This is a genomic window from Polaromonas sp. P5_D5 (genome assembly GCF_054049435.1).
The window spans coordinates 344128-369646 of the sequence record NZ_JBFUMJ010000004.1; the positions used below are offsets into that span (position 1 = coordinate 344128).

The following is a 25519-nucleotide window of genomic DNA, read 5'->3' on the forward strand; positions in this document are numbered from 1 at the left end:
ATCCAGAAGGAAACTCATGCCGGACTTTGTGGTTTACCGGGCAAGGCCCCTGTCTTTGTTGTCGTGCGGTGTACTGGCAACGCTGCTTGCATCCTGTGCGGTCAACAAACAGGCGGCCGATACAGTGGTGCTGACGGGGCGCGTGGAAAAGGTCTATGACCCCTGTACCCAATCCCTGACCAATAACTTCACGGCCAATGTTGAGCAGCCACCCGGCATAGCGGCCATCGGCAGGGCAATGGAGCCTCTGCTCAAGCCAATCGACAAGGCCTTGGCACCGCGAGAGTGTCTTTTCTTGATACGCCAGACCAATACCGAGCAGCTCTTTTTTCGGACCAGTCAGAATTTTGCCGTTGGCAGTTGTGTGAAGGTCTACCTGACGGCCGAAAAAATGCGTGCCTGGAAAAGCATCAATCCCTTGATGACCAACACGTTGGTGGAACCAGGTTCGGCGATAGAGGCAAGCGATTGCCCCTGAGCGAAACGCTATTCCCAAAGCGCTCTTACCCCTTCATCAACGCCTCAATCTCATCCCCATCCACCGGCACACCCCGCGTCATCAGCTCACAGCCCTTGGCGGTCACCAGCGCATCGTCCTCAATCCGGATGCCGATGTTCCAGAACTCCTTGGGCACGTTCTTGCCGGGGCGTACATAAATACCGGGCTCGATGGTCAGCACCATGCCGGGCCGCAGGATACGAGAAGGCTTGCGCATCACGGTCTGGCCCAGGGCGTCCTTTTCCTCGCGCGGCTTGCTGCCGGGCTCGGTGTAGTCGCCGCAGTCATGCACGTCCATGCCCATCCAGTGGCCCGTGCGGTGCATGTAAAACTGGCGGTAGGCGCCGGACTCGAGCACGTCGTCGACCTTGCCGTGCTTCTTTTTGTCGAGCAGGCCGGTGTCCAGCATGCCTTCCACCAGTACACGCGTCGCCGCATCGTGCGGGTCCAGAAAGCGTTTGCCGGGCTTTGTTACTTTCACCGCGGCGTCCTGCGCGGCCAGCACGATGTCGTACAGCGTGCGCTGGGCCGGCGTGAACTTGCCGTCTGCCGGGAAGGTGCGGGTGATGTCGCTGGCGTAGCCGTCCAGTTCGCAGCCGGCGTCGATCAGGCACAGCTGGCCGGGTTTGAGTTCCGTATCGCCGGCGCGGTAATGAAGGATGCAGGCGTTGGCGCCGGCCGCGACGATGCTGCCGTAGGCCGGAAACTGCGAGCCATGACGGCGGAACTCGTGCAGCAGTTCGGCTTCGAGGTGGTATTCACGCAGGCCGCCCTTCAGTTTCCCGTTGGCACCGTTGCGCAGCATCGCTGCCGAGGTCTGCATGGCGCGTACGTGGGCACCGGCTGAAATCTTGCCGGCGCGCTTGAGGATGGCGACTTCATGGCTGTCTTTGACCAGCCGCATTTCGTCGAGCAGCTTGCACAAATCGTGCTGGCTTTGCGGGCATTCGGCGCCATAGCGCACGCGGGCGCGCACCTTGTTCAACCAGTCGTCCACCTGTGTTTCGAGGCCTTTGTGCGTGGCAAACGGAAACCACACCGCACTCTGGTTGGCCAGCAGCTGCGGCATTTTTTCTTCCAGCGCTTCCACACTGAAGGCGGCGTCCACACCCAGCGCGGCGGGCGCGGCCTTGGGGCCCAGGCGAATGCCGTCCCAGATCTCACGCTCCAGGTCCTTGGGCCGGCAAAACAGCGTGGTCTTGCCGCTGGCCTCAATCACCAGCCAGCTGTCGGGCTCGCTGAAGCCGGTCAGGTAATAAAAGTAGCTGTCGTGGCGGTAGGGAAAGTCGCTGTCGCGGTTGCGCGGGTATTCGGGCGCGGTGGGCAGCAAGGCGATGCCGCCGCCAGCCGCCTTCAGGGCGCGGGCAATGGCAGCGCGGCGTTTTTCGTAGATCGTGGTGGTGCTCATGTGCGTTCCGCTTAGGGCCTGTTAACAGTATGTTTGCAAATGCGAATGGGGTGAGAAAGCCGCCAATCAAGGCGCGTGACGACGCCCAGACTTTTGTCTGGGCTAGGAACGCAACGCCGAGTGGCGGCTTTCTCACCCCATTCCCTCCGGGTTGCGATCAAAAAGGCCTTGCGCGGCGTTGCAAAGCCTTGACGGGGTTCACCCCGCCTGCATTTTGCGCCTTGCTCAAGGCCTTTTTGACTCGCAACGCATCTTGCAAACATACTGTTAACAGGCCCTGTTTGTGGTGGTTTGATTCAGCTCGTGCAGCCGCGCCGGTGTGCCGACATCGGTCCAGGCGCCTTCATACAGCTCGGCGCTCACGGCCTGATTGTCCATCGCCGTACGCAAAAGCGGTGCCAGTGGGGCTTTCAGGCCTTGCGGGTTGCCGAAGGGCAGGCTGTCGAACAGTTCGCGCCGGTACAGGCCGATGGTGCTGTAGGTGAATTTGGGCTGCGGGTTGTCCTTGGGCAGGTTCAACGCCAGGCCGTCGGGGCTGAGGCCAAAGTCGCCTTTCGGGTTGTGCGCGGGGTTGGGCACCAGCCAGAGGTGGGCCAGCTTGTTGCCAGCGGCAAACCGGGCAACGGCGGCCTGGGTGAACTCAAAGCCGGGCACAAACACATCGCCCGCCAGCACCCAGAAAATGTCACCCAGCAGCGGCAGCGCACGCGCAATGCCCCCGGCGGTTTCCAGTGCGCCGCCAAAATCCACGCCTTCGTGTGAGTATGAAATTGATAGCTGCTCGCGCCCGTCCTGATTGGGCTGCAGCCCAAAATGGCTTGAAGAAAGCGCCGAAAAATGAGCCGGAACCTGCTCACCCAGCCAGGCCGTGTTGATGACCAGGCCGGTAAAACCACCGCGCACCAGCGCAGCAACCTGCCAGTCAATCAGCGGCTTGCCGCGCACCGGCAGCAGGGGCTTGGGCGTGGTGTCGGTCAGCGGGCGCATGCGCTCGCCGCGGCCGGCGGCCATGATCATGGCTTTGATGGGTGCAGAGGGCATGACGGCAGTTTAACGGGGCCGCTCATGCAGAATGGATGAACCGAAATCCGAAAGCCTGCCGATGATTCCTCCCGAGATCCACGCTGAAATCATGAGCCGCCTCGCGGCCACCGAACGGGAGCACGGTGTGCGCATCCTGATGGCGATCGAGTCCGGCAGCCGGGCCTGGGGGTTTGCGTCTCCCAACAGTGATTTCGACGTGCGCTTTATTTACGCGCGGCCGGCCGACGACTACCTCTCGCTTGATCTTGAGGACCGCCGTGACGTCATCGAGTACCCCATCGTCGACGACATCGACCTCAACGGTTGGGACCTGCGCAAAGCGTTGCGCCTGTTCTGGAAGTCGAATCCGGGATTTGTCGAGTGGATCCAGTCGCCGATCAAATATATGGAAAACGGTCCATTTGCCGAAGAGGCGAGGCGGTTGTTGCCACTGGTCTACTCATGCGAGCGGGGCATACACCATTACCGCAGTTCGGCCAAGGGCAACTACCGCGAACACCTGCAGGGCGAGATGGTGAGGCTCAAGAAGTATTTTTATGTGCTGCGGCCGCTGCTTGCGGTGCGCTGGCTCGAGCGCTACGGCACGGCCGCGCCCATCGAGTTCGCCAGCCTGCTGCATCTGATCGAGGGTGAGACGGACCTGCTCGCCGACATCGCCGAAATGCTGGAGAAAAAACGCGGCGCGCCTGAATTGGGCCTGTCGGCGCCTTTCCCGCGAGTCAATGCCTTTATTGAGGTTGAGCTAGCCAGGCTGGAGGCGGCGATCCCGGAACGCGATGATCTTCGGCCCGTGCTGCCGACCCTCAACGCGTTCTTTTTGACGACCGTGCGCGAGAAGTGGTGAGCCGGCCTACTGCGTGTCCCCCCGGTCCAGCGACCGCTGCTCGGTCCATTCCGGGTTAAAGCGCCGCACCAGCGCGTCCATCAGGCCGCGTGCCCGGGCGGAGTGGTCGCCGCCGAAGTTGCACACATACACATCCAGCGTTACGGCTTTCTGCTCGGGCCAGGTGTGCACGCACACATGTGATTCGGCCAGCAGCACGGTGGCCGTGATGCCCCCGGGGCCGTGCACGGTGTCTGGAAAAGTGTGAAACAGCTGGTTGACAGCCTGCAGGCCGGCCGACTGCACGGCCTGCACGCACCAGTCGCCCAGTCGGGTAGCGTCGGTCAGCCAGGCCGGGTCGCAGCGGCATTTGTAAAGGTCGGCGGTCAGGTGAAGGCCTTGCATGCCCCTGACTTTAGTGCATGGCGGGGTGCTGTCCAGCCAAATCGGGGCCAAACCCCCGCCAAACCGGTGGGGAGGGCCCAAACGGTAAAATACCGGGTTACCCCTGATCTTTCCCCCTCCCGGAGCTGCCTACATGGCCAATACGCAAATGATGGCGAATGCGATACGCGCACTCGCAATGGACGCCGTTCAACAAGCCAATTCCGGACATCCCGGCGCCCCCATGGGCATGGCCGACATGGCAGTCGCCCTCTGGGGCAGCCACCTCAAGCACAGCCCGCACAACCCCAACTGGTTCGACCGCGACCGTTTTGTGCTGTCCAACGGCCACGGCTCCATGCTGATTTATGCCGTGCTGCACCTCACCGGCTACAAACTGCCCATTGGCGAACTCAAGAACTTCCGCCAGCTCCACAGCAAAACCCCCGGCCACCCCGAATACGGCTACACCCCCGGCGTTGAAACCACCACCGGCCCGCTGGGCCAGGGCCTGACCAATGCGGTCGGCATGGCGCTGGCTGAAAAGCTGCTCGCCAAAGAGTTCAATCGCGAAGGCCACACCGTCGTCGACCACAACACCTATGTGTTCATGGGCGACGGCTGCCTGATGGAAGGCATCAGCCACGAAGCGGCCGCGCTCGCCGGCGCGTGGAAGCTCAACAAGCTGGTCGCGCTGTATGACGACAACGGCATCTCGATTGACGGCCAGGTCGCTCCCTGGTTCATCGACAACACCGCCGTGCGTTTCGCCGCTTACGGCTGGAACGTGCTGGGCCCCATCGACGGCCACGACGCCGAGCTGGTCTCGCAGGCCATTGAAGGCGCCAAAAAATCCAGCGACAAGCCCACGCTGATCATTTGCAAGACGCACATCGGCAAGGGTTCACCGAATCGCGCCAACACCGCCAAGGCCCACGGCGAGCCGCTGGGCGCTGAAGAAATCAAGCTCACGCGCGAAGCCCTCAACTGGCCTTATGCACCATTTGAAGTGCCGAAGGAAACCTACGACGCGTGGGACGCCAAGGCCAAGGGCTTGGCCGCTGAAGCCGCCTGGGACGCGAAATTTGCCGCCTACAAAGCTGCGCACCCCGCGCTCGCCGCCGAACTCACCCGCCGCATGAAGGGCGACCTGCCCAAGAGTTTCTCGCAGCTGGCTGTCGACACTGTCATCGGCGCGCACACCAAGGCCGAAACCGTGGCCTCCCGCAAGGCTTCGCAGCTCGCACTCGAAGCCTTCACCGCCGGCCTGCCAGAGTTGCTGGGCGGCTCGGCCGATTTGACCGGCTCCAACCTCACCAACACCAAGTCCACGCCCAACCTGCGTTTTGACATGAACGGCGAAGTCGTGCTGACGGCCAATGCCGAAGGCGTGAGCGCGGGCGGCCGCCACATCAACTACGGCGTGCGCGAATTCGGCATGGCCGCGATCATGAACGGCATCGCGCTGCACGGTGGCTTCATTCCCTACGGCGGTACCTTCCTCACCTTCAGCGACTACAGCCGCAACGCCATCCGCATGGCCGCGCTGATGAAGATCCGCGTTATCCACGTCTTCACGCACGACTCCATCGGCCTCGGCGAAGACGGCCCGACGCACCAGTCCATCGAGCACGCGGCCAGCCTGCGCCTGATTCCCAACCTCGACGTCTGGCGTCCGGGCGACACGGCTGAAACGGCTGTTGCCTGGGCCGTCGCGCTCGAGAACAAGAACAAACCGACGGCATTGCTGCTGAGCCGCCAGAACCTGCCTTACGCACCGAAGAACGACCTCGGTGAAATCAGCAAGGGCGCTTATGTGCTGGCCGAGCCCGCCGAAGTGGGCCTGAACAAAAAGGCCCAGGCCGTCATCATTGCCACCGGCTCTGAAGTGCAACTCGCGCTCAAGGCGCAAGAGCTGCTGGCCGCCCACAAGATCGCCGTGCGTGTGGTCTCCATGCCCAGCAACACGACGTTTGACAAGCAAAAAACGGCGTACAAATCCGAAGTGCTGCCAGAAGGCATCCCCCGCATCGCGGTGGAAATGGGCGTGACGGACGGCTGGTGGAAATACGGCTGCGCCGCCGTGGTGGGCATCGACAGCTACGGCGAGTCGGCTCCTGCGCCCGTGTTGTTCAAGCACTTTGGTTTTACCGCCGAGAACGTGGCCGACACCGTGCGCAAGGTGCTGAAGAAATAAACCTCACGAAGCCGCATGCCAAAGCTCATCTGGCTCGCCCGCAACTCACTGGCCTTCCAGTTGGGTTTGCTGTGCTTTGTGGTTGCGACGAGTTTTCTTTATTTCTCGCTGCCGGGTAAGACGGCGGTGGCGTATGACGATCTGCGCGTGGAAACCGCGGTCGTCAGCCGCGTTTCACAAATTGAAACTCGCCAGCGATACAGGCTGGGTGTGACCGAGCTTGAGTATTTCTTCGAAGGTAGCGTCGGTAAGGACGCTTACGGATGGACCCTGGTAGCGCTTCGGGACGGCGCAATGCAGAAAGTCTCAGACATTCCGTTCGGCAGCCTTGTTGATCAAGAGGTGGTACTGCGAAGCGATCCAGCAACGTCTGAAATTTACGTGCTGGAACGGGGTGGTGCCGTACTGTATTCCTATGACGACGCGCTCCGTTTCCGCGAGGCTGTGGCGCTCAACCGCCGTGGACTGGCGCAATGGGGTTACGTGTTCGCATTCTGTCTTTTTGCCTGGGGCTGGCTCGCCAATCGCGATCACACGGGTGCAAAGCATCGTTTTTCAAACTCACAGGAGATCTCATGACTATCAAACTCGGCATTAATGGTTTTGGCCGTATCGGCCGCAACGTGTTTCGCTCGGCCATCAAAAGCTTTGGCGACATTGAAATCGTCGGCATCAATGATTTGCTCGAGCCTGAGTACCTGGCCTACATGCTGAAGTACGACTCGGTGCACGGCCGCTTCGAAGGCGACGTGTCCGTTGAGGGCAACACGCTGATCGTCAACGGCAAGAAGATCCGCCTGACGCAGGAACGTGACCCCGCCAACCTCAAGTGGGGCGATATCGGCGCCACCGTGGTGCTGGAGTCCACGGGCCTCTTCCTCGACAAGGCTTCCGGTGAGAAGCACCTGGCCGCCGGCGCGAAGAAGGTCATCTTCTCGGCACCGTCGAAAGACGACACCCCGATGTTCGTTTTCGGCGTCAACGACAAGACCTACAAGGGCGAGGCCATCATTTCCAACGCCAGCTGCACCACCAACTGCCTGGCGCCTATCGCCAAGGTGCTGAACGACAAGTGGGGCATCAAGCGCGGCCTGATGACGACCGTGCACGCGGCCACTGCCACGCAGAAAACCGTGGACGGCCCGTCGAACAAAGACTGGCGCGGCGGCCGCGGCATCCTGGAAAACATCATTCCCTCCAGCACCGGCGCTGCCAAGGCTGTGGGCGTGGTGATCCCCGAGCTCAACAAGAAGCTGACCGGCATGTCCTTCCGTGTGCCCACCTCCGACGTGTCGGTGGTTGACCTGACCTGCGAGCTCAACAAGGAAGCCACGCTCAAGGAAATCTGCGCCGAAATGAAAGCGCAAAGCGAAGGCGCACTCAAGGGCATCCTGGGCTACACCGAAGACAAGGTCGTTGCCACCGACTTCCGCGGCGAGACCTGCACCAGCGTGTTTGACGCCGATGCGTCCATCGCGCTCGACGGCACCTTCATCAAGGTCGTCGCCTGGTACGACAACGAATGGGGCTACTCCAACAAGTGCCTCGAAATGGTCCGCGTGGTGGCGAAGTAATTCACTTCAACATCGCCAATAAAAAAGCGCCTCCGGGCGCTTTTTTATTGTCAGTGCAATACTCGGCGACCGGTCGCACTGAAAGGTTCATGCTGATGCCCCTGACGTTCAAAAAACTCAACGAACAAGTGGTGAGTGTTCATCTGAGCAGCGGCGAGCTGGTGGGCCAGCTCAAACTGATTGGCGGCGTGTGGAAGTTCAAGGCCATTGGCTACACCGCAGACGGCCATGTAGTGCCCGGCGGTGGGCCGCTGACGGATCGCCACAACATGACTTTCGCCACGCTGGACGAGGCGGCGATCAACACAGGTTTGATGCCTGTCTGAGTGGCCGGTCAACCCGCTGAACCCGGTTAACCCGGCAGGGTCAGGCCGGGCCGTTCATCGTCCCAGGCCATGGCGCTCATCTTCCAGCCGTCAGGCGTTTTGACAAACTGTGTCGAGATCATGCCGCGCGCCTCGAATGCCTCGCCGTTCATCGTGCCGGCCTTGCCGTAAGCGCTGTAGCGATGGGCAATGTTGCCGAAGATTTGTGTGGTTTCCGACAGCTCCCATTCCCTGAAGCGCGTGAGGCCGCCGCTGTCCACCATGGCCTGCCGCGGCGCGATGAATTCGCGCACGCTGGAAATCTCGGGTGCGGTTCCTGTGTTCTTGATCAGGAGGCCTGCGTCGATGAAGAGCGCGTGAATGTCATCGTAAGGCGGCACGCTGCCCGGCTCAAACGAGACGGCGCGAAAGAACGCCTGCGCCAGCGCATTCAGTTCGTTTTTGACCGCTTGGGAGTTGGGCTCCTGGCTCATGGCATCTCCTTGTGTTGGCGGGAGTGTAGGCGTCTGCTGCCGCACCCCACAGGCGGCGTTTGCGAAACCCGATATTGCCTGGGGGTACTGCGGGGAAGTTGACTGGTAATGCCGGAGTTATGCGAAAAGTGCCCCGGAGCGGCTAAGAACAAGCGCGGGCAGCTATTAAAAATATAGCAGCGAGGCGCTGCTCGGCCGTCAGTCGCCCGTCGGCCGCTCTTCGCGTCCGCCCGGGTGCCGCGCAAAGCGCGCCGGCTCCCGCCCATGCACCGGCGCGTCATCGCCAAACGACCAGCCACCAAACTGCGTGCGCTGGTAGTCCGCCATGGTCTGTGCAATTTCGGCTTGCGTGTTCATGACAAACGGGCCGTACTGCACCACCGGCTCACCAATGGGCCTGCCTTGCAGCATCAGGAATTCGGCTTCCTCGCCGCCGTTGATGATCTCCGCATCCACGCCGGCCCGCAGCTCGATGGCGCTGTCCACGTTCACCGCCTGGCCGCCCAGCGTCGCAGACTGCCCCTTGAAAAAATACAGGTGGCGGCGCGTGCCTTCGCCCGTTGCGGCGGGCAGCGTCCAGCGGGCGCCGGGCACCATGCGAATCGTCCAGATCGCCACGTCGGCCTCGGCTTGCGAAGCCCACGAATCCGGCGGCGGCGCCAGCGGCGCGGCCTGGGTATTTTGAATACGGCCGGCAATCACGGCCACTTCGGTGCCGCGCCCTTCGGCATCCTTGATGTCCAGGCGCGGAATGTCCTGCGACCAGAACATGGTGAAGTGCGGCTCGCTCATCTTGCCGGCCGCCGGCAGGTTCAGCCAGATCTGGAACAGCTCCAGTGGATTGGGATTTTGCGGGTCCAGCAACGGGAACATCTCGGAATGGACCACGCCCTTGCCGGCCGTCAGCCACTGCACGTCGCCGCGGCCAAAGCGCGCTGTCGCGCCCAGGGAGTCGGAATGGTCGATCAGGCCCTTGCGCACGATGGTCACGGTTTCAAAGCCGCGGTGCGGGTGCGCGGGAAAGCCCGGCACCGTGCTGCCGTGGTACATGTTCCAGCCGTCCTTGCGGGCAAAGTCCTGGCCGATATTGCGCCCCGCGAGCGAGGCATCCGGGCCCATCTGCGCATTGCCGCGAGGGTAGGCGTCGTCGTGGTACACGCAAAAGAGGAACGGGTCGAGCGTTGCCCACGGAAAGCCGAGTGGCTTGACCTGGAGGACTGGATGGGCGGCGGAGTGAGCGACAGAACTTGCGGTGGGGTCGGCAGGCATGAAGAGGCCTTTCTGGCGTGAAACTTTCAAAGAACACATATAAGGTTGGCCGCTGTCCTTTCAAGCTGCACCGCCAGCCCACCTGGCCGGCCCGGCCTTGGCGGTTTAAGGGAAATATGCTTGTGGACCTTATGTAGAAAGCGCAAGCAGCTATAAAATCAATAGCATCTATAGGGCGTTGTCATCAATCGCCTGTCCCTTCCTCAGGCCTTCAGCTTCCAGCCCGTACGGAAGATCCACCACACCGCGCCGAGGCACAGCCCCAGAAAGCCCATGATGGCCGCCACGCTGATGCCTACGTTGACATCGGCCACGCCGTAAAAACTCCAGCGGAATCCGCTGATCAGGTAGACCACCGGGTTGAACAGGGCGACCTTCTGCCACAACGGCGGCAGCATGTTGATCGAGTAAAACGCGCCACCGAGGAAAGTCAGCGGCGTCACCACCATCAGCGGCACAATCTGCAGCTTCTGGAAGTTGTCGGCCCATAGCCCGATGATGAAACCGAACAGGCTGAAGGTCAGCGCGGTCAGCAGCAGGAAGCACAGCATCCAGAAAGGGTGCGCGATCTCATAGGGCACGAAGAGGCGCGCCGTTGCCAGGATCAGGAGTCCCAGCATGACGGACTTGCTCGCCGCAGCGCCCACGTAGCCCATCACCACTTCCATGGACGACACCGGCGCCGACAGCAGTTCGTAAATTGTCCCCGACCATTTCGGCATGTAGATGCCGAAGGCGGCGTTCGAGATGCTCTCGTTGAGCAGCGACAGCATGACGAGGCCGGGGATGATGAAGGCACCGTAGCGGATGCCGTCGATGTCACCCATGCGTGAGCCGATGGCCGCGCCGAAGACCACGAAGTACAGCGAGGTCGAGATCACCGGCGAGGCGATGGATTGCATCAGCGTGCGGAAGGTGCGCGCCATTTCAAAGCGGTAAATAGCGCGGATGGCGTGCCAGTTCATGCGGCCTCCTTCTGGGCGCCCGGTTTGTCGGCATGCACCAGGCTCACGAAGATGTCTTCGAGCGAACTCTCGCTTGAATGCAGGTCCTTGAAGTCAATGCCGAGTTCGGCCAGCTGCTTGAGCAACGCCGCGATACCCGTCTCCTCGGTTTGTGTGTCGAAGGTGTAGACCAGGGTGTGGCCCTCTTTCGTCAGCTCAAGCGGCAGCCCTGCCAACGCACCCGGAATGGTTTGCAGCGGCGTTTGCAGTTGCAGGCTCAGTTGCTTCTTGCCCAGCTTGCGCATCAGCACCGTTTTGTCTTCGACAAGAATCAGCTCGCCCTTGTTGATGACGCCAATGCGGTCGGCCATTTCTTCGGCTTCCTCAATGTAGTGCGTGGTCAGGATGATGGTGACGCCGTTGTCGCGCAGCTCCCGCACCATTTGCCACATGCCCTTGCGCAGCTCGACGTCGACGCCCGCGCTGGGCTCATCGAGGAACAGGATGGTGGGTTCGTGCGACAACGCCTTGGCAATCAATACCCGGCGCTTCATGCCACCGGAGAGCGCCATGATCTTGCTGTCCTTCTTGTCCCACAGCGAAAGGTCGCGCAGCACTTTCTCAATGTAGGCCGGGTTGGGCGGCTTGCCGAACAGGCCCCGGCTGAAGCTCACGGTGGACCAGACGGTTTCAAACGCATCGGTCGAAAGCTCCTGAGGCACCAGCCCGATTTTGGCGCGAGCGGCGCGGTAATCCCGAACGACGTCATGTCCATCAGCCGTCACGCTGCCCGAGCTCGGATTGACAATGCCGCAGACGATGCTGATCAAGGTGGTCTTGCCCGCGCCGTTGGGGCCGAGCAGGGCGAAAATCTCGCCGCGCTGGATGTCCAGGTTCACCGACTTGAGCGCATGAAAGCCCGAAGCGTAAGTTTTGCTGAGTTTCTGAAGGGAAATAATGGGTTGCACGCGGCATCCTGACAAGAAAGCGGCGCCAGAATGTGGCGCCAGAAGAGACCCGAATCATTCTATAGAGCAAGGCTGAAAAAGCCGGGAGCAGGGTTTTCAAGATGGCGTGCTCAGGCCCCCTGGTTTTTTCTCAGCGTCGGCAAGCCGACACCGGCAGACTCAAAGCCACCGTCTACAGCCAGCACCTGGCCATTGACATAGCTGGCTGCCGGGCTGCACAAAAAGCCCACGGCCGATGCGATTTCTTCCACGGTGCCGTAACGCCCCAGCGGAATCACGTCGTGGTAGTCCGAGCGGATCGCCACGCTGTGAACCAGCTTGGCCATTTCCGTGTCCACCGGCCCGGGCGCGATCACGTTGGCCCGGATGCCGATGGTGCCCAATTCAACCGCCTGCTGTTTGGTCAGCTGGATAAGCGCGGCCTTGCTGGTGCCGTACGCCACGCGAAGCGTGCTCGCGCGCAGGCCCGAGATCGACGCGATGTTGACAATGCTGCCGCCGCCCGTGCGCTTCATGATGGGCGCGCAGGCCTGGCTGCACAAAAATGCGCCGTCCAGGTTGACGCCCAAAACCCGGCGCCATTCTTCAAAGGTTGTCTCACCGATAGGCTTGAACACCGCGATGCCGGCGTTGTTGACCAGCGCATCGATACGGCCGAAGCTGGCGTCCACCTTCGCCATGGCCGATTTCACCTGCGCCGGGTCGGCCACGTCGCAATGCACCGCCAGTATGCGGCCTGCATCCTGAATGGCGGCAGCGGCGGGGAGCAGCGTGTCGCTGTCGATATCCAGAAGCGCCACACGGTAACCGTTGGCCAGAAACCATTGCCCGATGGCAAGGCCAATGCCGCGAGCACCCCCTGTTACGACGGCCACGGGGCTGGTTGAAGAAGTTGCGGTCATGGATGTCCTTGCCTTGTTGTCTGGTGTGAATGAAGAAAGGGCTTTGGCGGTGTGGGCGAAAGTTCAGGTTGAAGTTTGCACTATTGGACATGGTTACGCGCGTTTGCGATGCTGCCGATTCGGGACACGCTGTCGTGGGCCCGTCCTACAGCATGCGCGCTTGCCAATGGGTACCTTGAGCACTCATCCTGTTGTCTGCATCAGAAATGATTCTTTCAAGATGGCCAGGCATGCGACAACCGCTTGCGGTTCTCGAATGTGTGTCTCTCGGCAAAGTGTTGTGGCTGGTATCGGTTTCATGCACATGATCCGTAAAAAAAACAGTTCACGGTCAAGGCAGGAACGAACTGTTGGCGCACATTTTTCCGTGCGAATTTTCTCACCAGAGGATCTCTATGAAATACCCACTGCTTTTAGCCGCACTTGCCGGCACCCTGGCCCTGAGCGCTTGTGAAAGAACGGTTGTCGCGCCGCCTGCGGCTGTGGTCACGGTCCCCGGTCCCGCCGGTCCTGCTGGCGCCACGGGTGCCCCCGGCACCGATGGCGCCAAAGGAGCCACAGGCGCGGGAGTCGGCATTCCCGGCCCGACCGGCGCCACCGGTGCTACGGGAGCAACAGGCTCCACCGGCTACGAAGGCGCTGCGGGTGCTACCGGCGCCACAGGCGACACCGGAAAGACCGGCAGAACCGGTGCCACAGGCGATACGGTCGTGATCGTTCCCGCGCCCGCACGGTAAGGTTTTCGGTTGCACCGGCCGGCGAACGCGTGAGTGCTCGCCGGCCTTTTTGTTTTCAGCGGCGGGTACAAGGCATTTAACCGCCCTGTAATTCCGGAAAGGGCTCACGCCAGGCGGCCAACTGATTGAGGCGGTCGTGCCAGCGCCGGATTTCCGGGAAATTGTCCAGCGGCAAGCGGGCCTTTTCGGCGTACGGCAAGGGGATAGCTGCCGCGAAGTCGGCCACAGTCAGCGCGTCGCCGACGAGGTATTCGCGCCCCTTGAGGTGCGCTTCGAGCACCCCGGCGTAGCGCTCGAAGACCGGCGTCACTCGCGCAATCTCGGCCGGGTCGGCCTGGCTTTGACGGAAGCGCGGCTTGATGATGTGTTCGAAATAGAAGGTTCTGGCGGTTGGCGCGAACTCGGTGGCATCCCACATCAGCCAGCGGATCACCTCGGTCTGGCGCTTGTCGCGCGGCCACAGGTCGGAGCCGGCTTTCTCCGCCAGGTGGCACATGATGGCATTCGACTCCCACAAGGTCGTGGTGCCGTCCACCAGCACGGGCACCTTGGCATTGGGATTCATTGCGCGGAACTGTGGCGTACGGTGCTCGCCCTTTTCCAGCGCCACGTAGATGAACTCCACCGGCAGCTTCAAGTGCCTGGCGACGGCGCAGGCTTTTCGCGGGTTCAGCGTGTCCGAGTAATAAAGCTTCATGCTGACTCATTTCATCGGTGATTTTCAGGCCGCCATACGCGGCAGGTCGGACCACACCGGCCTGACCTCTATGGTCGCGGCCCTGGCCATGGGATGGCCGGCTGCGATGTCGATCGCCTCCTGCATGCCGGCGCATTCAATCAGCCCGTAGGCCGCCATTTTTTCCGCGCTATCGGTGAAGGGGCCACTGGTTACCGCGCGCTTGCCGCTGCGCACCCGCACCGTCATCGCGTCGTCGGGGGGGCGCAGCGGGTTGCCGTGCTTGAGGATGCCGCGGCTCCCCATGTCCTTTACCCAGGCGCCAATGTCGGCCACCAGCGTCGGCGTGGGCGCGAAGGCCGCGTCGTGGCAAATGATCAGCAGGAATTGCATATGCTTTCCCCATCAGGGCATGGGCAGCGGCTTGATGACCATCCACGACACGCCGAAGCGATCTTCCACCATGCCGAAAGACGAAGCGTAAAAGGTCTTCATGATGGGCATCTCTACCTTGCCGCCGTCGCTCAATGCCTTGAACAGGCGCTGCGCTTCGGCATCGCTGGCCGCAGTCAACGAGAGCGAGAAGCCCTTGAATTCCGGCTTGCCGTTGCCCATGCCGTCAGAGGCCATCACTTCCGTTTCGCCGATCCTGAAGCTGGCATGCATGATGTTCTCACCCGGGATGGCACCGCCGTCTGGCCCGCAGCCTTCGGTCATGGGTTCCGGGTTCTCCTTGAAGCGCATCATCATCTTCACTTCGGCGCCAAGCGCCTTGCGGTAAAACTCGATGGCCTCTTCGCAGCGGCCGTTAAAAAAGAGGTAAGACTGGATCAGCATGATTGACTCCTTCGTGGGTTGATAAGGCTGGGGGATTTTTCAGGCACTCATTTGCGCAGCGTGGGCTTCAACGTTCATCCAGGCGAGCTCCCAGAGATGACCATCCAGGTCTTCGAAGCCGTGCTGGTACATGAATCCGTGGTCTTGTGGCTTGTTGGGCGTGGTCGCGCCGCCAGCCACAGCCTTGCTGACCATCTCGTCGACTTCCTGGCGGCTGTCACAGGAAAGGCAGATCAGCACCTCGGTGCTTTTGCGTGCGTCGCTCACCGGCTTGGGGGTGAAGGTCTTGAAATAGTTCTCGACCAGCAGCATGACGAAGCTTTCCTCGCTCACGATCATGCAGGTGGCGTTTTCATCGGTGAATTGCGGGTTGAATTTGAAGCCCAGCGCGGTGAAAAACTTCACCGATTGGTTCAGGTTTTTCACGGGCAGGTTCACAAACATCTTGGTCGTCACGGGTCTCTCCTTGAATAAATTGAATGAGGAGGTGCTTCCTCAGGCCCTGTCATAGGCTTCCTGGAGGTCCTTGATATTGATCTTGCGCATCTTCAGCATGGCGCTCATGGCGGCGCCGGCCTTGGCCGGGTTCTTGTCGCCCAGCATGTTGCCGAGCGCGGTGGGGATGATCTGCCACGACAGGCCGAATTTGTCCTGGACCCAGCCGCACTGGTTGGGTGCCCCGCCCGCCGAGAGCTTGTCCCAGAGCTCGTCCACCTCTTCCTGCGTCTTGCAGTCCACGAACAGCGAAATCGCCGGCGTGAAGCTGAAGTGCGGGCCGCCGTTGAGTGCCATGAATTCCTGGCCTTCAAGCTGGAAACTGCCGGTCATGACCGAACCCTCCGGGCCCGGGCCTTCCTTGCCGTAGCGCCTGAGCATGGTGATCTTCGAGTTCTTGAAGATCGAAACATAAAAATTCATGGCTTCCTCGGCCTGGTCGTTGAACCACAGGAAGGGGGTGATTTTCTGCATGGTCTGGTTCCTTGAAAGAAGAGCGTTTAAAGAATCGTTAAAGGCTTGCGGGCCTTGTGCGGTGGCCAAATCAGCAGTATTGTGTACACCGTCCACAAAAGAATAGCAAAGATAATGAACACTGTCCACATAAATAAGTAACAAGCCATGTCGAGTGCGCCCCCTTCCCAGCCAGTCCCGCCGCCGCGCAGCACTTATCGCCACGGCGACCTGCGACGTGCCCTGCTGGAAGCCGGGGTGGAATTGGCCCGCGCCGGCGGGCCCGGGGCCGTGGTGCTGCGCGAAGCCACGCGCCGCGCGGGCGTAGCGCCTAATGCGGCCTACCGCCATTTCGAAAACCGCCAGGCCTTGCTGTATGCGGTTCGTTCAGCCGCGCTGGCGGCCGTGGCCCGCGCGATGGAGGCCGAACTGGCTGCGCTGCCCCGGGGTTTGCCGCCAGCCGAATTCGCCCGCGCCAACGTGCGCGCGGTCGGCGCCGGCTATTTGCGTTTTGCGCAGGCAGAGAGCGGGTTGTTCCGCACGGCCTTTGGCCCCTCGGATGATTTGAAAGAAAGGGCCCAGGGCGCGCCGGCCAATGCCGAGCGCAAAGGGGAAAGCGGCCTGGACCCCTTCGAGCTGCTGGGCACCGCGCTTGACAAACTCGTGAGCGCCGGCGTGCTGTCGCCTGAGCGCCGGCCCGGCGCCGAGTTCCTCGCCTGGTCCGCAGTGCACGGCCTGGCCATGCTGGTGATTGACGGCCCGTTAGGCCCGCTCATCGGTCCGCAGATGCAGCAGATCGGCGAGCATCTGCTGGACATGGTTGAAAAGGGCCTGTGCGGGGACTAGGGGGAGTTGACATCCATTGATTGAATTTGCCCAAGGCTTGGCCGGTGCATTGATGACAAAAGCCCGCCGGAGGCGGGCTTTGCGTATCAGCTAGTTACGCCAGCTCCTGGCGCTCAGAAGTTGTGCTGAATGCCCACGCCGTAAACGCGGATCACGTCATTGGCGACGCGGTTGTTGGGATCGTTTCGGTCGTAGAAGGCGTACAGCGAAGTGCGGTTGCTCATCTTGTAGGAGTAGCCCGCCTGGAAGCGCTTGAGCTTGCCCGCCGGATCGCTCTGCACATCCTTGCGGATGTAGTTGGCCATGACCTTGCTGCTGGGCGTGATGTCCCACGAAGCGCCAATCATCTGCGCCGCCACCTTGCTGCGCGACAGCGCATTGCCCTGAAAGTTGTCACGGTTGTAGACCGCCCAAGCCCGGATACCACCGAAGTCGTAGGAGCCCACCAGCATCCACTTGTTCCTGAAATCGTTGAGCAAGGCGCCGCCACGTTTGCTGTCCCTTCCGTAGCCGACGCCCAGACCCAGCGGGCCGCCGCCTTCACCGTAGCTCAGCGAGACGTCGGTCTGCTTGTAGTCGCTCTCAAAGCGGACCGGGCCGGCCGGAGTTTCCGGCAGGCCTTCACCGTTGAAGTAATGGCCGGCGCGGAAGACGAAGTTGCTGATCACCGGGCTGGCATAGCCGATGGCGTTCGAGACACGTGTGCGCGCGTTGAAGATGGAGGTGCCAATCGCGGTGGCGCCGGCATCGTGGATGACGTACTCCACGTTGCGCCCCAGGATCGCATAGATGGGCGTGCGGCTCGGTGCGGCCGAGTCGATGCGCCCGATATTGACCACGCCAAAATCGCCGCCTAATCCCACGAACGAATTGCGGTACATCGGCGAGGTCGTCGCTCCGGTGTCGGAAGAGATGGCAGCCTCGATCCCGAAGAAGGCCTTGAGCCCTCCGCCCAGGTCCTCGGTTCCCTTGAAGCCGAACCGGGACGCGTTGCCCGTGATGAGCGTCTGCGAGACCGAGCCGGTCTTCGAGTTCTCGAAGCTCGTATCCATCTTCCCGTAGATCGTCACCGTGCTTTGCGCCAGCGCAGTAACAGGGGTTATTGCACCGGCAGCAACCGCTGCCAGGCAGATCATCTTGTAATTCATTCCTCACTCCTCAAAGCTTTTATAGATAGCGGGAGATCAATCACCGCCGCGGGGGTATTCACGGGCAAAGTTCGCCCAGGCCTGAGAAGACATCGTCTTCAACAGGGCAGCAAATTCACAGGGCACAGGGTCGTGGACGTGCGCGTCAACCGTCTGGCTGCGGCATCGTGGTGGGGTGGTGAAGGTTCATGCGCGGCTATTCCAGAACAATCTTGTTGGCTTGGGCGACATCCTTGAAGAACCGGATGCGTTGAATGACTTCCTGCCGGTACTCGGCTGGCCGCACGTTCTCGGGCAGCATTGCGCCGCGTTTGCGCCAGGCTTCCAGCGTGTCCTTGTCGCGAAGAATGGTGCGCACCGCGTCGTAGAGCTTCTGGATGATGGCCTCGGGCGTCTTTGCCGGCGCTGCCAGCCCCGTCCATGACGTGAGGTTCAGGTCGGGCAGCTTGAGCTCGTCAAAGGTGGGAACGTCCGGCAACTGCGGCGCGCGCAGCGGCGAAGCGACGGCCAGTGCGCGCAGGCTTCCGCTCTGCAGCATGGCCAGGTTGGAGGGCAGGTTGTTCCACGTCAGCTGAACCTGCCCCGAGAGCAGGTCCGTCAGTGCCGGTCCGGCGCCCCGGTAGGGGATGTGCGTGATGAACAGGCCCAGCTTCGACTTGAGCAGTTCCATGCTCAGGTGTGCCACCGAGCCATTGCCTGACGAGGCATAGTTCAATTTGCCCGGGTTGGCTTTGGCGTAGCGCACAAACTCGGCAAAGGTCTTGACCGGGAGTTTGGCGCTGGCGACCAGCACGTTCGGCAGCCTGTCGATCAGAGTGATGTAGGCGAAATCGTTCACTGCGTCGTAAGGCAGGTTCGGCGACACCGCCGGATTGACCACATGGGTTGACTGCGAAGTGACGACCAGCGTATAGCCGTCGGGCGCGGCCTTTGCAACAATGCCGGTGCCAATGGCGCCACCTGCGCCGGCCTTGTTGTCGATCACGACCGGTTGGCCCAGCAGCCTGCCCAGTTTGTCGGCGATAGCGCGCGCGGAGATGTCCACTGCTCCACCGGGCGGGAAGGGCACGATCAATGTGATGGGACGGCTCGGGTAAGCCTGCGGCTGGCTGAATGCCGGGCACGCTACCGCGCCCGCCGCACCGGCCGCTATGCCCAGGAATTTCCGACGGCTTGGGATGGTGATCATGCTGTGTCCTTGAGGTTGACGTGGCGTTTCGAGTGAGTGGTTTCTTCCCTGATGTGTCCCGCGATGGCCTGCAGCACCAGGTGAATGCGCTTCCTGAGTTCATGGAACTGCCGCTTTGGCTCGCGCGTCTTTTCGTCAAGGTAGAGCGCCCTGTTGATTTCGATCTGCAGGCTGTGCTGTCCGTGTGCGGGCCGGCCAAGAGTGCGCACCAGGTCTTGCCCCGCATAGGGGTCGTTCAGTGCGACGGTATAGCCTTGCCGCCTGAACTCCTCCCCGACGAAGTCCGCGAAAGCCGCGCTGCAGCTGGCGCCATGCAGGTTGCCCAGCACGATGTCGGCCAGCGGCTTGTCCGGCAACCCCAGGCGCACATACGCGTTGCTTGGCATGGAATGAAGGTTGAGGTGCCACCGTTCACCCTGCGGGGTGCTTGACTGGGCCAGCGCGTCCTCTAGCGCATGGCGATACGGCCGCCAGCAGCTTTCAATCCGGTGTTTGATTTCGCTGGCATGAAGCCGGCGGCTGTAGATCGGCTGTAGCGTCGGCGTCTTGCTGAACACCAGGCCGTTACCCAGCCGCAGGCAGGGTTGAGAAGGGGCCACCGGCTCAGCCCACTCGCCGTCCAGCATCGCAAGGTCGATGTCGTCCTCACTGCGGTTGGGGTCGATGTAGCTGCGCGGAAACGTCGCGTGCACCAGAGTCGCGCCGACCAGCGGCGCCGCGTCCCAAAGCTGCTCGATCAGCGTGTCCTCGCACTGCCGCAGTTGCTGCAATTCAATCGAGAAATCGAAGTCCTGCGGATAGTAGGTGCCGCTGTGCGGGGAGTCGCACACCAGTGCGATGGGATCAACGACGGGTCGGACGACCTTGACGGGTTCGGCGTGGGACATGGTTTGGCTCATGGCCGGCAGTTTGACGCCGCGAGTGCCGCGCGACAAACGACAATTTCAAAGCTGCTGATTAGATGATCTAATACGGTCATGAAATTCAAGTCGCCGTCGCTGGCTGAACTGCACGCGTTTCTCGGGGTCTGCCAATTGGGGAGTTTTCGCCGCGCGGCGGAGGTTCTTTCCGTCACGCAGGGCGCCGTCAGCCAGGCCATCCTGCGCCTTGAGCAAAGGCTGGGTTGCAGCCTGTTCGACCGCAACGCGACGGGCGTTGTGCCCACGGTCCGCGGGCGCGAATTCCAGAAGCTGGTTGAAACCCATGTCGCCGGGCTGGAGGCGGCCGTCACCCAGTTCGGCGGAGGGTCATCGCAACGCAAAGTGCGGGTGAGCGTCATACCAACCCTCGGAACGCGATGGCTGGTCCCCAGGCTCGCGCAATTCAAGTCCCTGAACCCCAATGTCGAGGTGGAGCTGCGCCAATTCCATTTCGACGAAGACTTCAAGCGCGACGACGTGGACCTGTGGATCGCGCTCAGGCGCCCGGGAAGAAGGTGGCCACGCGGTATCCGCGGATGCTATCTGCTGGGCAACGAGATCACGCCCGCATGCACACCCGCACTTGCGCGAAGCATTCAGCATCCGCGGGATCTCGCGGCGCATACCCTTCTTCATCACATCAACTACCCAGACAACTGGGCCGTGTGGATGGAGGGTGCAGGTTTAAAGCAGCCCAAGCCAGCATTGGGCCCGGGGTTCGATCTGGGCAACAACCTCATCGTCGCGGCATGCGCCGGCATGGGAGCCATCGTCATCCAGCCGTGCCTCATCGAGAGCGAACTCGAAAGCGGCAAGCTGGTCCTGCCCTTCGACACCCGGGTCCTGATCTCGCGCGGGTATTACCTTTGCCAACGATCCGCTGCCGCCCACAGCAATCGCGCCGTTGAAGCGTTTGCCTCATGGCTGCAAGAGCAGGCCGGCAACACGGCCGGCGCCTGACCTCTCCCAGGCGCTGCGATCAGGCTGCGCCGGCCCCGTCCTCGCGGGCCGGCAGGCCCATGCCCATGGGCAATCCCTCGCGCAGTGCTTCGATAAAGCGGCGCAACTTGGCCGGGTAAAAGTTCGAATAGGGGTAGATCAGGTAGACCGGCAGGGGCTCGGCACACCACTGCGGCGCCAGATGCAGCAGCCGGCCTTCGGCCACGTCGCCCGCCACCAGCCAGGTCGAAGCGATGCTTGCGCCCAGGCCCAGCAGCGTGGCGTTGCGCAGGGCAAACAGGCTGTCCGTGCCCAGGCGCGGCCGTATCGCAAAGCGGTGCTCTTCGCGGCGCTGGTCGGCATGGCGGCGGATCAGCATCACCTCGTTGCGGTAGAAGGTTTGCAGCGCCAGCCAGGGCAGGGCCTGCAGATCGGCTGGATGCATCGGCAGCGGCTTGTCTTGCAGCAGGGAAGGTGCGGCCACCACGATGCGCCGGACTTCGGCAATCTTCACGGCCACCAGCGAAGGATCTTCCACCGCGCCCACGTGCACCGCGCAGTCGATGCCCTGCGTGATGAAGTCGGGCGTGCCGTCATGCAGCAGCCACTCCACCGTGACGCGCTCGTGGCGCCGCAAATAGTCGACCACCGGCCCCACCAGCTGCTGCTGGCCCAGCGCATGCGGTACCACCACGCGCAGCGTGCCTTCCGCCACTTCCTGGGTGCCGCGCAGGTCGGCCTCAAAAGCCCCCCAGTTGCCCAGCAGCTCCTTGGCACGGGCAAAGCAGCGCTCGCCGCCCTCCGTCAGTTTCATCGCGTGGGTGGAGCGCTGCAGCAGCTTCAGGCCCAGCGAACGTTCCAGCGCCTGAAGGCGCCGGCTGACTGTGGGTTGCGTGGCGTTCATCTGCGCTGCGGCGGCGGACAGGCTGCCCGCCTCCACGATGCGCACAAAGGTCTGCATGAGTTCGATCCGGTCCGGCGCGGTTTTCATGAGGTCTCCCAGGTTGCTTATGCGTTTTACGTATGACCATTGTGCCCAATAGCAGCCTTCACAGCGCAAAACCCCGCCCGCATACTCGCGTCCTGCCTCAAATCGGGATTTTCCTCATGATTTCTACAGCTAATACGCATGACCAAACCGGGCCCGGCTTGCCGTTCCCATTGATTCTCCTGCTCGCCACCGGTGCCGGCCTGGCCGCGGCTTCGCTCTATTACAGCCAGCCCATGCTGGCCTTGCTGCTTGCTGAATTCAAGTCCACCCCCGCCGCCATCGGCCTGGTGCCCACACTGACAACGCTCGGTTACGCGCTGGGCATCGGGCTACTCGCGCCGCTGGGCGACCGCTATGACCGCCGGCGCATCATCCTCGGCAAGGCCGCCGCTCTGGTGCTGGCGTTGCTGCTCGCCGCCGCCGCGCCGTCCGTGGCGGTGCTCGCACTGGCCAGCCTCGCGATCGGTCTTGCGGCCACGCTGGCACAAGACATCGTGCCGGCCGCCGCCACACTCGCACCCGAAGCCCAACGCGGCAAAACCGTCGGCACCGTGATGACCGGCCTGCTGCTGGGCATCCTGCTGTCGCGTGTGGTGGCCGGCGTCGTGGCCGAGCAGCTCGGCTGGCGCAGCATGTTCGTGGCCGCGGCCCTCAGCATTGCGCTGCTGGGCGTGGCGGTGTGGCGGCACCTGCCGCGCTTTGTACCCACCACGCAGCTGCCCTACCTGGCGTTGCTCGGCTCGCTTGCCACGCTGTGGAAGCGCCACGGCGCGCTGCGCCGCGCGGCCGTCGCGCAGGGCCTGATCAGCATCGGCTTCAGCGCCTTCTGGTCCACGCTGGCCATCATGCTGCACGCCGAGCCCTTCAACCTGGGCAGCGGCGCCGCCGGCGCCTTCGGCCTGGCCGGTGCCGCCGGTGCGCTAGCCGCGCCGCTGGCCGGCCGCATCGCCGACAGCAAAGGCCCTGAAGTCGTGACCCGGCTGGGCGCCGCGCTGGTCGTCGCGGCCTTCATCGCCATGGCCCTGGGACCTAACCAGCTGTGGCTTATTGCCTTGGGCGCAGTGGTGTTTGACCTGGGCGCGCAGGCCACGCTGATTGCTCACCAGACCATCGTCTACGGCATTGAACCCGCCGCGCGCAGCCGGCTCAATGCGGTTCTGTTCATCGGCATGTTCAGCGGCATGGCCGGCGGTGCGTGGCTCGGCAGCATGGTGCTGGCGCACGCCGGCTGGCAGGGCGTGTGCGTGATGGCCGCGGTGTCAGGTGCGGCAGCACTGGTGGTGCGGATGTGGCCTGCCAAAAAGTATGCTCCTTGCGCCGCCTGACGCTGAATACCGTTCCGGTACTTCGCCGCAAAAAAAACGGCCTCTCGAGAGGCCTTTTTCATCCACAAGACAACGCTCAGGCGGCCAGCTCTTCCCGCGTGTAATCCGTCGAAGCCGACAGCGCCTTCCACGTCTTTACCTCGGCCTCCACAAACGCATGTTTGTCTGCAATGACCTTCAGCGTGTCGGTGCCCATCGGCAGGCGCAGCGGTGGGGTGTCGGCCTCCACCAACTTCAGCATCGCTTGCGCCAGGCGCAGCGGGTCGCCCGCCTGGTTGTGGTTGATCTCTGTGGCAGCTTCGCGCACCCTGCCTGCGCTTTGGGCGTAGTCGTCCAGAATGCGTGGCGACACTGCCAGCGAGGCGTTGTCCAGGAAGTCGGTGCGAAAGTAACCCGGCTCCACGCTGGTGACGTGAATGCCCAGCGGCGCCAGTTCGCCGTGCAGAGCTTCTGTCAGGCCTTCCACCGCAAACTTGGTCGAGCAGTAAACGCCAAAGCCCGGGCCCGACTGGTAACCACCCAGCGACGAGATGTTGATGACGTGGCCGCTGCGGCGCGCACGCATGGACGGCAGCACCGCGCGTGTCACGCTCAGCAGGCCGAACACATTGGTCTCGTACAGGCGCCGCACCTCGTCGCCAGTGGCTTCTTCCACCGCGCCCAGCAGGCCGTAGCCCGCGTTGTTGACCAGCACATCGATGCGGCCAAAACGTGCCAACGCGGCTTGCACGGCGGCCGCCGCCTGTGCTTCGTCGGTCACATCCAGCGGCAATGCCAGGAGTGCATCGCTCGCGGGAAATCTTTTTTGCACTGAGGCGGCATCGCGCGAAGTCGCCACCACCGCGTTACCGTGCGCCAACGCCGCTTCGGCAATGCGGGCGCCAATGCCGCGCGCCGCGCCGGTGATCATCCAGATACGCTTGAAGTCAGTCTTTGCATTCATGGTCTTGCCCCTAAAAAAATGTTGCTGAGGAGGGCAATGTAGGTTTTTGATTAAGTGTTGAATAGCCCACAATCGGTGAGTTCATAATCAAGCTAATCATGACAATGAGGGGCTTGCTCCCCGTAAAACCGCCAGGAGCCGCCATGGCCTTCAATGAATTGCGCGCCGTTTCCACTTTCGTCAAAGCTGCTGAACTCGGTAGCTTGCGCCAGGCCGCTGCCGCACAGGCCATCACGCCGCAGGCCGCCAGCCAGGCGCTGGTCCAGCTTGAGCAGCACCTGGGGGTGCGCCTCTTTCACCGCACCACGCGCAGCCTGAGCCTCACCGAAGAAGGCGAGCAGTTCCTGCAGGCCGCGCAGCCCGGCCTTTCGACGCTGCAGCGGGCGTTGCAGGGCGCGCGCCGCACCCGCGAAGAAATCGCCGGGCCGCTGCGCATCGTCGCGCCGCGTTCCATCATGCTCGAGGTGTTGTGGCCCGTGCTGGAGGAATACTGCCGCCGCTATCCGCAGGTGGATCCCGACATCCAGATGGACGACCGCATCGGCAACTGGGTGGAAGACCGCGTCGACGTCGGCTTTCGCGCCGGCGCGCCGCCCGCGGGCGGCATCATCTCGCGCCGCATCCTGCCGCTGCAACTGGTGGTGTGCGCGTCACCCGCCTACATCGCGCAGCATGGCGCGCCCCAGACCCTTGAAGACCTGGCCGGGCACCGCTGCACGGGCTTTCACCATACGGGCACCGGCAAGACCATGCCTTGGGAATTCAAGGTGGGTGAAGAAGTGGTGGCCCGTACCGTCGCCGCGTCCTTCCTCACCAATGACGTGGACCTTGAAGCCCGCGCTGTCGTGGCCGGCCAGGCCATCGGCCAGCTGATCGGCGCCACCGCTGCGCCGCTGGTGCGCGCCGGCCGGCTGGTGCCGCTGCTGACGCGGCATGTCACCGAGCATCTGGGCCTTTATGTCTATTACGGCAGCCGCAACGCGCAGCCTGCCCGTGCGCGAGCCTTCATCGACCTGGCGGTGGAACGGCTGGTTGGCAACACGCAGTTCTACCTGGAGCCGCATGAATTGCGCCCGCATGCTATCGCGCGGAAAACGCGTCGCGCCCGCGCGGCCGGCTGACCCGGCTGTCGCGGCATCAACGTCGCGCAGACATCTCTTTCTGTATCTTTCTTATCCATCGGTTTGTGTGCAGCCGTTTTCTTGGCGT

Annotated in this window: 29 protein-coding genes; 11 read left to right on the forward strand and 18 right to left on the reverse strand. The window is 62.5% G+C overall.

Annotated features, from left to right (window positions below; all coding sequences use genetic code 11):
* Positions 1 to 16: 16 nt before the first annotated feature.
* The gene (locus ACXJKE_RS17970; protein ID WP_457281952.1) at positions 17 to 478 is read left to right on the forward strand and encodes a hypothetical protein; all 462 of its coding nucleotides are present in this window, start codon (positions 17 to 19) and stop codon (positions 476 to 478) included.
* A 25-nt stretch (positions 479 to 503) separates the two neighbouring features.
* On the opposite strand, the gene ACXJKE_RS17975 is transcribed toward ACXJKE_RS17970, so the two are convergent.
* Together ACXJKE_RS17975 and ACXJKE_RS17980 are read right to left on the reverse strand one after the other, a co-directional pair.
* Positions 504 to 1907: an aminopeptidase P N-terminal domain-containing protein gene (locus ACXJKE_RS17975; protein WP_457281953.1), complete on the reverse strand. Its 1404-nt coding sequence runs from the start codon at positions 1905 to 1907 to the stop codon at positions 504 to 506.
* A gap of 267 nt (positions 1908 to 2174) precedes the next feature.
* Positions 2175 to 2948, reverse strand: coding sequence for a nucleotidyltransferase family protein (locus ACXJKE_RS17980; RefSeq protein WP_457281954.1), 774 nt, complete (start codon positions 2946 to 2948; stop codon positions 2175 to 2177).
* Between the two features lie 31 nt (positions 2949 to 2979).
* Here ACXJKE_RS17980 and ACXJKE_RS17985 point away from each other — a divergent pair, with 31 nt between their 5' ends.
* Positions 2980 to 3795: a nucleotidyltransferase domain-containing protein gene (locus tag ACXJKE_RS17985; protein WP_457281955.1), complete on the forward strand. Its 816-nt coding sequence runs from the start codon at positions 2980 to 2982 to the stop codon at positions 3793 to 3795.
* Positions 3796 to 3801: 6 nt separating this feature from the next.
* On the opposite strand, the gene speD is transcribed toward ACXJKE_RS17985, so the two are convergent.
* Entirely contained in the window at positions 3802 to 4179 is a 378-nt protein-coding gene (gene speD / locus ACXJKE_RS17990) for an adenosylmethionine decarboxylase (RefSeq protein ID WP_457281956.1), read from the reverse strand.
* A gap of 133 nt (positions 4180 to 4312) precedes the next feature.
* On the opposite strand from speD, the gene tkt reads away from it, so the two are divergent.
* The 4 genes from tkt (at position 4313) to ACXJKE_RS18010 (ending at position 8255) form a co-directional block, all read left to right on the forward strand.
* Entirely contained in the window at positions 4313 to 6355 is a 2043-nt protein-coding gene (gene tkt, locus ACXJKE_RS17995) for a transketolase (RefSeq protein WP_457281957.1), read from the forward strand.
* Between the two features lie 15 nt (positions 6356 to 6370).
* Positions 6371 to 6934 (forward strand): hypothetical protein, encoded by a 564-nt coding sequence (locus ACXJKE_RS18000; protein WP_457281958.1) that lies wholly within the window; start codon positions 6371 to 6373, stop codon positions 6932 to 6934.
* Positions 6931 to 7929 (forward strand): type I glyceraldehyde-3-phosphate dehydrogenase, encoded by a 999-nt coding sequence (gene gap / locus ACXJKE_RS18005; protein ID WP_457281959.1) that lies wholly within the window; start codon positions 6931 to 6933, stop codon positions 7927 to 7929. Before ACXJKE_RS18000 ends, gap begins: the two co-directional genes overlap by 4 nt.
* 95 nt (positions 7930 to 8024) lie before the next feature.
* A complete protein-coding gene (locus tag ACXJKE_RS18010; protein WP_457281960.1) occupies positions 8025 to 8255 on the forward strand; it encodes a hypothetical protein in 231 nt (76 codons plus the stop codon).
* A 26-nt stretch (positions 8256 to 8281) separates the two neighbouring features.
* Here the strand turns inward: ACXJKE_RS18010 and ACXJKE_RS18015 are convergent, their stop codons facing one another.
* The 5 genes from ACXJKE_RS18015 to ACXJKE_RS18035 all read right to left on the reverse strand — a co-directional run bounded on the left by ACXJKE_RS18015 (position 8282) and on the right by ACXJKE_RS18035 (position 12811).
* The gene (locus tag ACXJKE_RS18015; RefSeq protein ID WP_457281961.1) at positions 8282 to 8728 is read right to left on the reverse strand and encodes a hypothetical protein; all 447 of its coding nucleotides are present in this window, start codon (positions 8726 to 8728) and stop codon (positions 8282 to 8284) included.
* A 198-nt stretch (positions 8729 to 8926) separates the two neighbouring features.
* Positions 8927 to 9997 carry a pirin family protein gene (locus ACXJKE_RS18020; RefSeq protein WP_457281962.1) on the reverse strand — a complete coding sequence of 357 codons (1071 nt, stop codon included), beginning with the start codon at positions 9995 to 9997 and terminating at the stop codon, positions 8927 to 8929.
* 203 nt (positions 9998 to 10200) lie between these two features.
* Positions 10201 to 10962 carry an ABC transporter permease gene (locus ACXJKE_RS18025; RefSeq protein ID WP_457281963.1) on the reverse strand — a complete coding sequence of 254 codons (762 nt, stop codon included), beginning with the start codon at positions 10960 to 10962 and terminating at the stop codon, positions 10201 to 10203.
* The gene (locus tag ACXJKE_RS18030; RefSeq protein ID WP_457281964.1) at positions 10959 to 11909 is read right to left on the reverse strand and encodes an ABC transporter ATP-binding protein; all 951 of its coding nucleotides are present in this window, start codon (positions 11907 to 11909) and stop codon (positions 10959 to 10961) included. Before ACXJKE_RS18030 ends, ACXJKE_RS18025 begins: the two co-directional genes overlap by 4 nt.
* 110 nt (positions 11910 to 12019) lie before the next feature.
* Positions 12020 to 12811: an SDR family NAD(P)-dependent oxidoreductase gene (locus ACXJKE_RS18035; RefSeq protein ID WP_457281965.1), complete on the reverse strand. Its 792-nt coding sequence runs from the start codon at positions 12809 to 12811 to the stop codon at positions 12020 to 12022.
* Between the two features lie 395 nt (positions 12812 to 13206).
* Between ACXJKE_RS18035 and ACXJKE_RS18040 the strand changes: the two genes are divergently transcribed.
* Complete coding sequence (locus tag ACXJKE_RS18040; protein WP_457281966.1) at positions 13207 to 13548, forward strand: collagen-like protein; 342 nt, start codon at positions 13207 to 13209, stop codon at positions 13546 to 13548.
* A 76-nt stretch (positions 13549 to 13624) separates the two neighbouring features.
* On the opposite strand, the gene ACXJKE_RS18045 is transcribed toward ACXJKE_RS18040, so the two are convergent.
* From ACXJKE_RS18045 to ACXJKE_RS18065, 5 genes are read right to left on the reverse strand one after another with little or no spacing between them, the layout of a single operon-like run.
* A complete protein-coding gene (locus ACXJKE_RS18045; RefSeq protein ID WP_457281967.1) occupies positions 13625 to 14245 on the reverse strand; it encodes a glutathione S-transferase family protein in 621 nt (206 codons plus the stop codon).
* A gap of 24 nt (positions 14246 to 14269) precedes the next feature.
* The gene (locus ACXJKE_RS18050) at positions 14270 to 14617 is read right to left on the reverse strand and encodes a YciI family protein (RefSeq protein WP_457281968.1); all 348 of its coding nucleotides are present in this window, start codon (positions 14615 to 14617) and stop codon (positions 14270 to 14272) included.
* A gap of 12 nt (positions 14618 to 14629) precedes the next feature.
* A complete protein-coding gene (locus tag ACXJKE_RS18055; RefSeq protein WP_457281969.1) occupies positions 14630 to 15061 on the reverse strand; it encodes a VOC family protein in 432 nt (143 codons plus the stop codon).
* Positions 15062 to 15100: 39 nt separating this feature from the next.
* On the reverse strand, positions 15101 to 15505 hold the full coding sequence (locus tag ACXJKE_RS18060; RefSeq protein WP_457282090.1) for a VOC family protein: 405 nt from the start codon (positions 15503 to 15505) through the stop codon (positions 15101 to 15103).
* Between the two features lie 51 nt (positions 15506 to 15556).
* Complete coding sequence (locus ACXJKE_RS18065; RefSeq protein ID WP_457281970.1) at positions 15557 to 16030, reverse strand: VOC family protein; 474 nt, start codon at positions 16028 to 16030, stop codon at positions 15557 to 15559.
* 147 nt (positions 16031 to 16177) lie between these two features.
* Between ACXJKE_RS18065 and ACXJKE_RS18070 the strand changes: the two genes are divergently transcribed.
* Entirely contained in the window at positions 16178 to 16855 is a 678-nt protein-coding gene (locus tag ACXJKE_RS18070) for a TetR/AcrR family transcriptional regulator (protein WP_457281971.1), read from the forward strand.
* Between the two features lie 113 nt (positions 16856 to 16968).
* Here the strand turns inward: ACXJKE_RS18070 and ACXJKE_RS18075 are convergent, their stop codons facing one another.
* From ACXJKE_RS18075 to ACXJKE_RS18085, 3 genes are all read right to left on the reverse strand, one after another.
* Positions 16969 to 18003 (reverse strand): porin, encoded by a 1035-nt coding sequence (locus ACXJKE_RS18075; protein ID WP_457281972.1) that lies wholly within the window; start codon positions 18001 to 18003, stop codon positions 16969 to 16971.
* A 196-nt stretch (positions 18004 to 18199) separates the two neighbouring features.
* On the reverse strand, positions 18200 to 19192 hold the full coding sequence (locus ACXJKE_RS18080; RefSeq protein ID WP_457281973.1) for a Bug family tripartite tricarboxylate transporter substrate binding protein: 993 nt from the start codon (positions 19190 to 19192) through the stop codon (positions 18200 to 18202).
* Positions 19189 to 20079: an N-formylglutamate amidohydrolase gene (locus tag ACXJKE_RS18085; RefSeq protein WP_457281974.1), complete on the reverse strand. Its 891-nt coding sequence runs from the start codon at positions 20077 to 20079 to the stop codon at positions 19189 to 19191. Before ACXJKE_RS18085 ends, ACXJKE_RS18080 begins: the two co-directional genes overlap by 4 nt.
* Positions 20080 to 20169: 90 nt before the next feature.
* Between ACXJKE_RS18085 and ACXJKE_RS18090 the strand changes: the two genes are divergently transcribed.
* On the forward strand, positions 20170 to 21072 hold the full coding sequence (locus ACXJKE_RS18090) for a LysR substrate-binding domain-containing protein (RefSeq protein ID WP_457281975.1): 903 nt from the start codon (positions 20170 to 20172) through the stop codon (positions 21070 to 21072).
* A 19-nt stretch (positions 21073 to 21091) separates the two neighbouring features.
* Here ACXJKE_RS18090 and ACXJKE_RS18095 read toward each other — a convergent pair whose 3' ends face one another.
* Positions 21092 to 22042, reverse strand: a complete 951-nt coding sequence (locus ACXJKE_RS18095; RefSeq protein WP_457281976.1) for a LysR family transcriptional regulator — start codon at positions 22040 to 22042, stop codon at positions 21092 to 21094.
* A 116-nt stretch (positions 22043 to 22158) separates the two neighbouring features.
* Between ACXJKE_RS18095 and ACXJKE_RS18100 the strand changes: the two genes are divergently transcribed.
* On the forward strand, positions 22159 to 23367 hold the full coding sequence (locus ACXJKE_RS18100) for an MFS transporter (protein ID WP_457281977.1): 1209 nt from the start codon (positions 22159 to 22161) through the stop codon (positions 23365 to 23367).
* Positions 23368 to 23443: 76 nt separating this feature from the next.
* On the opposite strand, the gene ACXJKE_RS18105 is transcribed toward ACXJKE_RS18100, so the two are convergent.
* A complete protein-coding gene (locus ACXJKE_RS18105; RefSeq protein WP_457281978.1) occupies positions 23444 to 24310 on the reverse strand; it encodes an oxidoreductase in 867 nt (288 codons plus the stop codon).
* 143 nt (positions 24311 to 24453) lie between these two features.
* Here ACXJKE_RS18105 and ACXJKE_RS18110 point away from each other — a divergent pair, with 143 nt between their 5' ends.
* Positions 24454 to 25431: a LysR family transcriptional regulator gene (locus ACXJKE_RS18110; protein ID WP_457281979.1), complete on the forward strand. Its 978-nt coding sequence runs from the start codon at positions 24454 to 24456 to the stop codon at positions 25429 to 25431.
* Positions 25432 to 25519: the final 88 nt, after the last annotated feature.

Excerpts from the sequence above, each read along its gene's own strand:
- ACXJKE_RS18090 (WP_457281975.1), top strand. The coding sequence starts at position 20,170 with ATGAAATTCAAGTCGCCGTCGCTGGCTGAACTGCACGCGTTTCTCGGG.
- ACXJKE_RS18055 (WP_457281969.1), bottom strand. The coding sequence starts at position 15,061 with ATGCTGATCCAGTCTTACCTCTTTTTTAACGGCCGCTGCGAAGAGGCC.
- ACXJKE_RS18110 (WP_457281979.1), top strand. The coding sequence starts at position 24,454 with ATGGCCTTCAATGAATTGCGCGCCGTTTCCACTTTCGTCAAAGCTGCT.
- ACXJKE_RS18100 (WP_457281977.1), top strand. The coding sequence starts at position 22,159 with ATGATTTCTACAGCTAATACGCATGACCAAACCGGGCCCGGCTTGCCG.
- ACXJKE_RS18085 (WP_457281974.1), bottom strand. The coding sequence starts at position 20,079 with ATGTCCCACGCCGAACCCGTCAAGGTCGTCCGACCCGTCGTTGATCCC.
- speD (WP_457281956.1), bottom strand. The coding sequence starts at position 4,179 with ATGCAAGGCCTTCACCTGACCGCCGACCTTTACAAATGCCGCTGCGAC.
- ACXJKE_RS18035 (WP_457281965.1), bottom strand. The coding sequence starts at position 12,811 with ATGACCGCAACTTCTTCAACCAGCCCCGTGGCCGTCGTAACAGGGGGT.
- ACXJKE_RS18105 (WP_457281978.1), bottom strand. The coding sequence starts at position 24,310 with ATGAATGCAAAGACTGACTTCAAGCGTATCTGGATGATCACCGGCGCG.
- ACXJKE_RS18070 (WP_457281971.1), top strand. The coding sequence starts at position 16,178 with ATGTCGAGTGCGCCCCCTTCCCAGCCAGTCCCGCCGCCGCGCAGCACT.
- ACXJKE_RS18000 (WP_457281958.1), top strand. The coding sequence starts at position 6,371 with ATGCCAAAGCTCATCTGGCTCGCCCGCAACTCACTGGCCTTCCAGTTG.
- ACXJKE_RS18020 (WP_457281962.1), bottom strand. The coding sequence starts at position 9,997 with ATGCCTGCCGACCCCACCGCAAGTTCTGTCGCTCACTCCGCCGCCCAT.
- ACXJKE_RS18010 (WP_457281960.1), top strand. The coding sequence starts at position 8,025 with ATGCCCCTGACGTTCAAAAAACTCAACGAACAAGTGGTGAGTGTTCAT.
- ACXJKE_RS18080 (WP_457281973.1), bottom strand. The coding sequence starts at position 19,192 with ATGATCACCATCCCAAGCCGTCGGAAATTCCTGGGCATAGCGGCCGGT.
- ACXJKE_RS18045 (WP_457281967.1), bottom strand. The coding sequence starts at position 14,245 with ATGAAGCTTTATTACTCGGACACGCTGAACCCGCGAAAAGCCTGCGCC.
- ACXJKE_RS18065 (WP_457281970.1), bottom strand. The coding sequence starts at position 16,030 with ATGCAGAAAATCACCCCCTTCCTGTGGTTCAACGACCAGGCCGAGGAA.
- ACXJKE_RS18015 (WP_457281961.1), bottom strand. The coding sequence starts at position 8,728 with ATGAGCCAGGAGCCCAACTCCCAAGCGGTCAAAAACGAACTGAATGCG.
- ACXJKE_RS18095 (WP_457281976.1), bottom strand. The coding sequence starts at position 22,042 with ATGAAAACCGCGCCGGACCGGATCGAACTCATGCAGACCTTTGTGCGC.
- ACXJKE_RS18050 (WP_457281968.1), bottom strand. The coding sequence starts at position 14,617 with ATGCAATTCCTGCTGATCATTTGCCACGACGCGGCCTTCGCGCCCACG.
- ACXJKE_RS18075 (WP_457281972.1), bottom strand. The coding sequence starts at position 18,003 with ATGAATTACAAGATGATCTGCCTGGCAGCGGTTGCTGCCGGTGCAATA.
- tkt (WP_457281957.1), top strand. The coding sequence starts at position 4,313 with ATGGCCAATACGCAAATGATGGCGAATGCGATACGCGCACTCGCAATG.
- ACXJKE_RS18040 (WP_457281966.1), top strand. The coding sequence starts at position 13,207 with ATGAAATACCCACTGCTTTTAGCCGCACTTGCCGGCACCCTGGCCCTG.
- ACXJKE_RS18025 (WP_457281963.1), bottom strand. The coding sequence starts at position 10,962 with ATGAACTGGCACGCCATCCGCGCTATTTACCGCTTTGAAATGGCGCGC.
- ACXJKE_RS18060 (WP_457282090.1), bottom strand. The coding sequence starts at position 15,505 with ATGTTTGTGAACCTGCCCGTGAAAAACCTGAACCAATCGGTGAAGTTT.
- ACXJKE_RS17970 (WP_457281952.1), top strand. The coding sequence starts at position 17 with ATGCCGGACTTTGTGGTTTACCGGGCAAGGCCCCTGTCTTTGTTGTCG.
- ACXJKE_RS17980 (WP_457281954.1), bottom strand. The coding sequence starts at position 2,948 with ATGCCCTCTGCACCCATCAAAGCCATGATCATGGCCGCCGGCCGCGGC.
- ACXJKE_RS17975 (WP_457281953.1), bottom strand. The coding sequence starts at position 1,907 with ATGAGCACCACCACGATCTACGAAAAACGCCGCGCTGCCATTGCCCGC.
- gap (WP_457281959.1), top strand. The coding sequence starts at position 6,931 with ATGACTATCAAACTCGGCATTAATGGTTTTGGCCGTATCGGCCGCAAC.
- ACXJKE_RS17985 (WP_457281955.1), top strand. The coding sequence starts at position 2,980 with ATGGATGAACCGAAATCCGAAAGCCTGCCGATGATTCCTCCCGAGATC.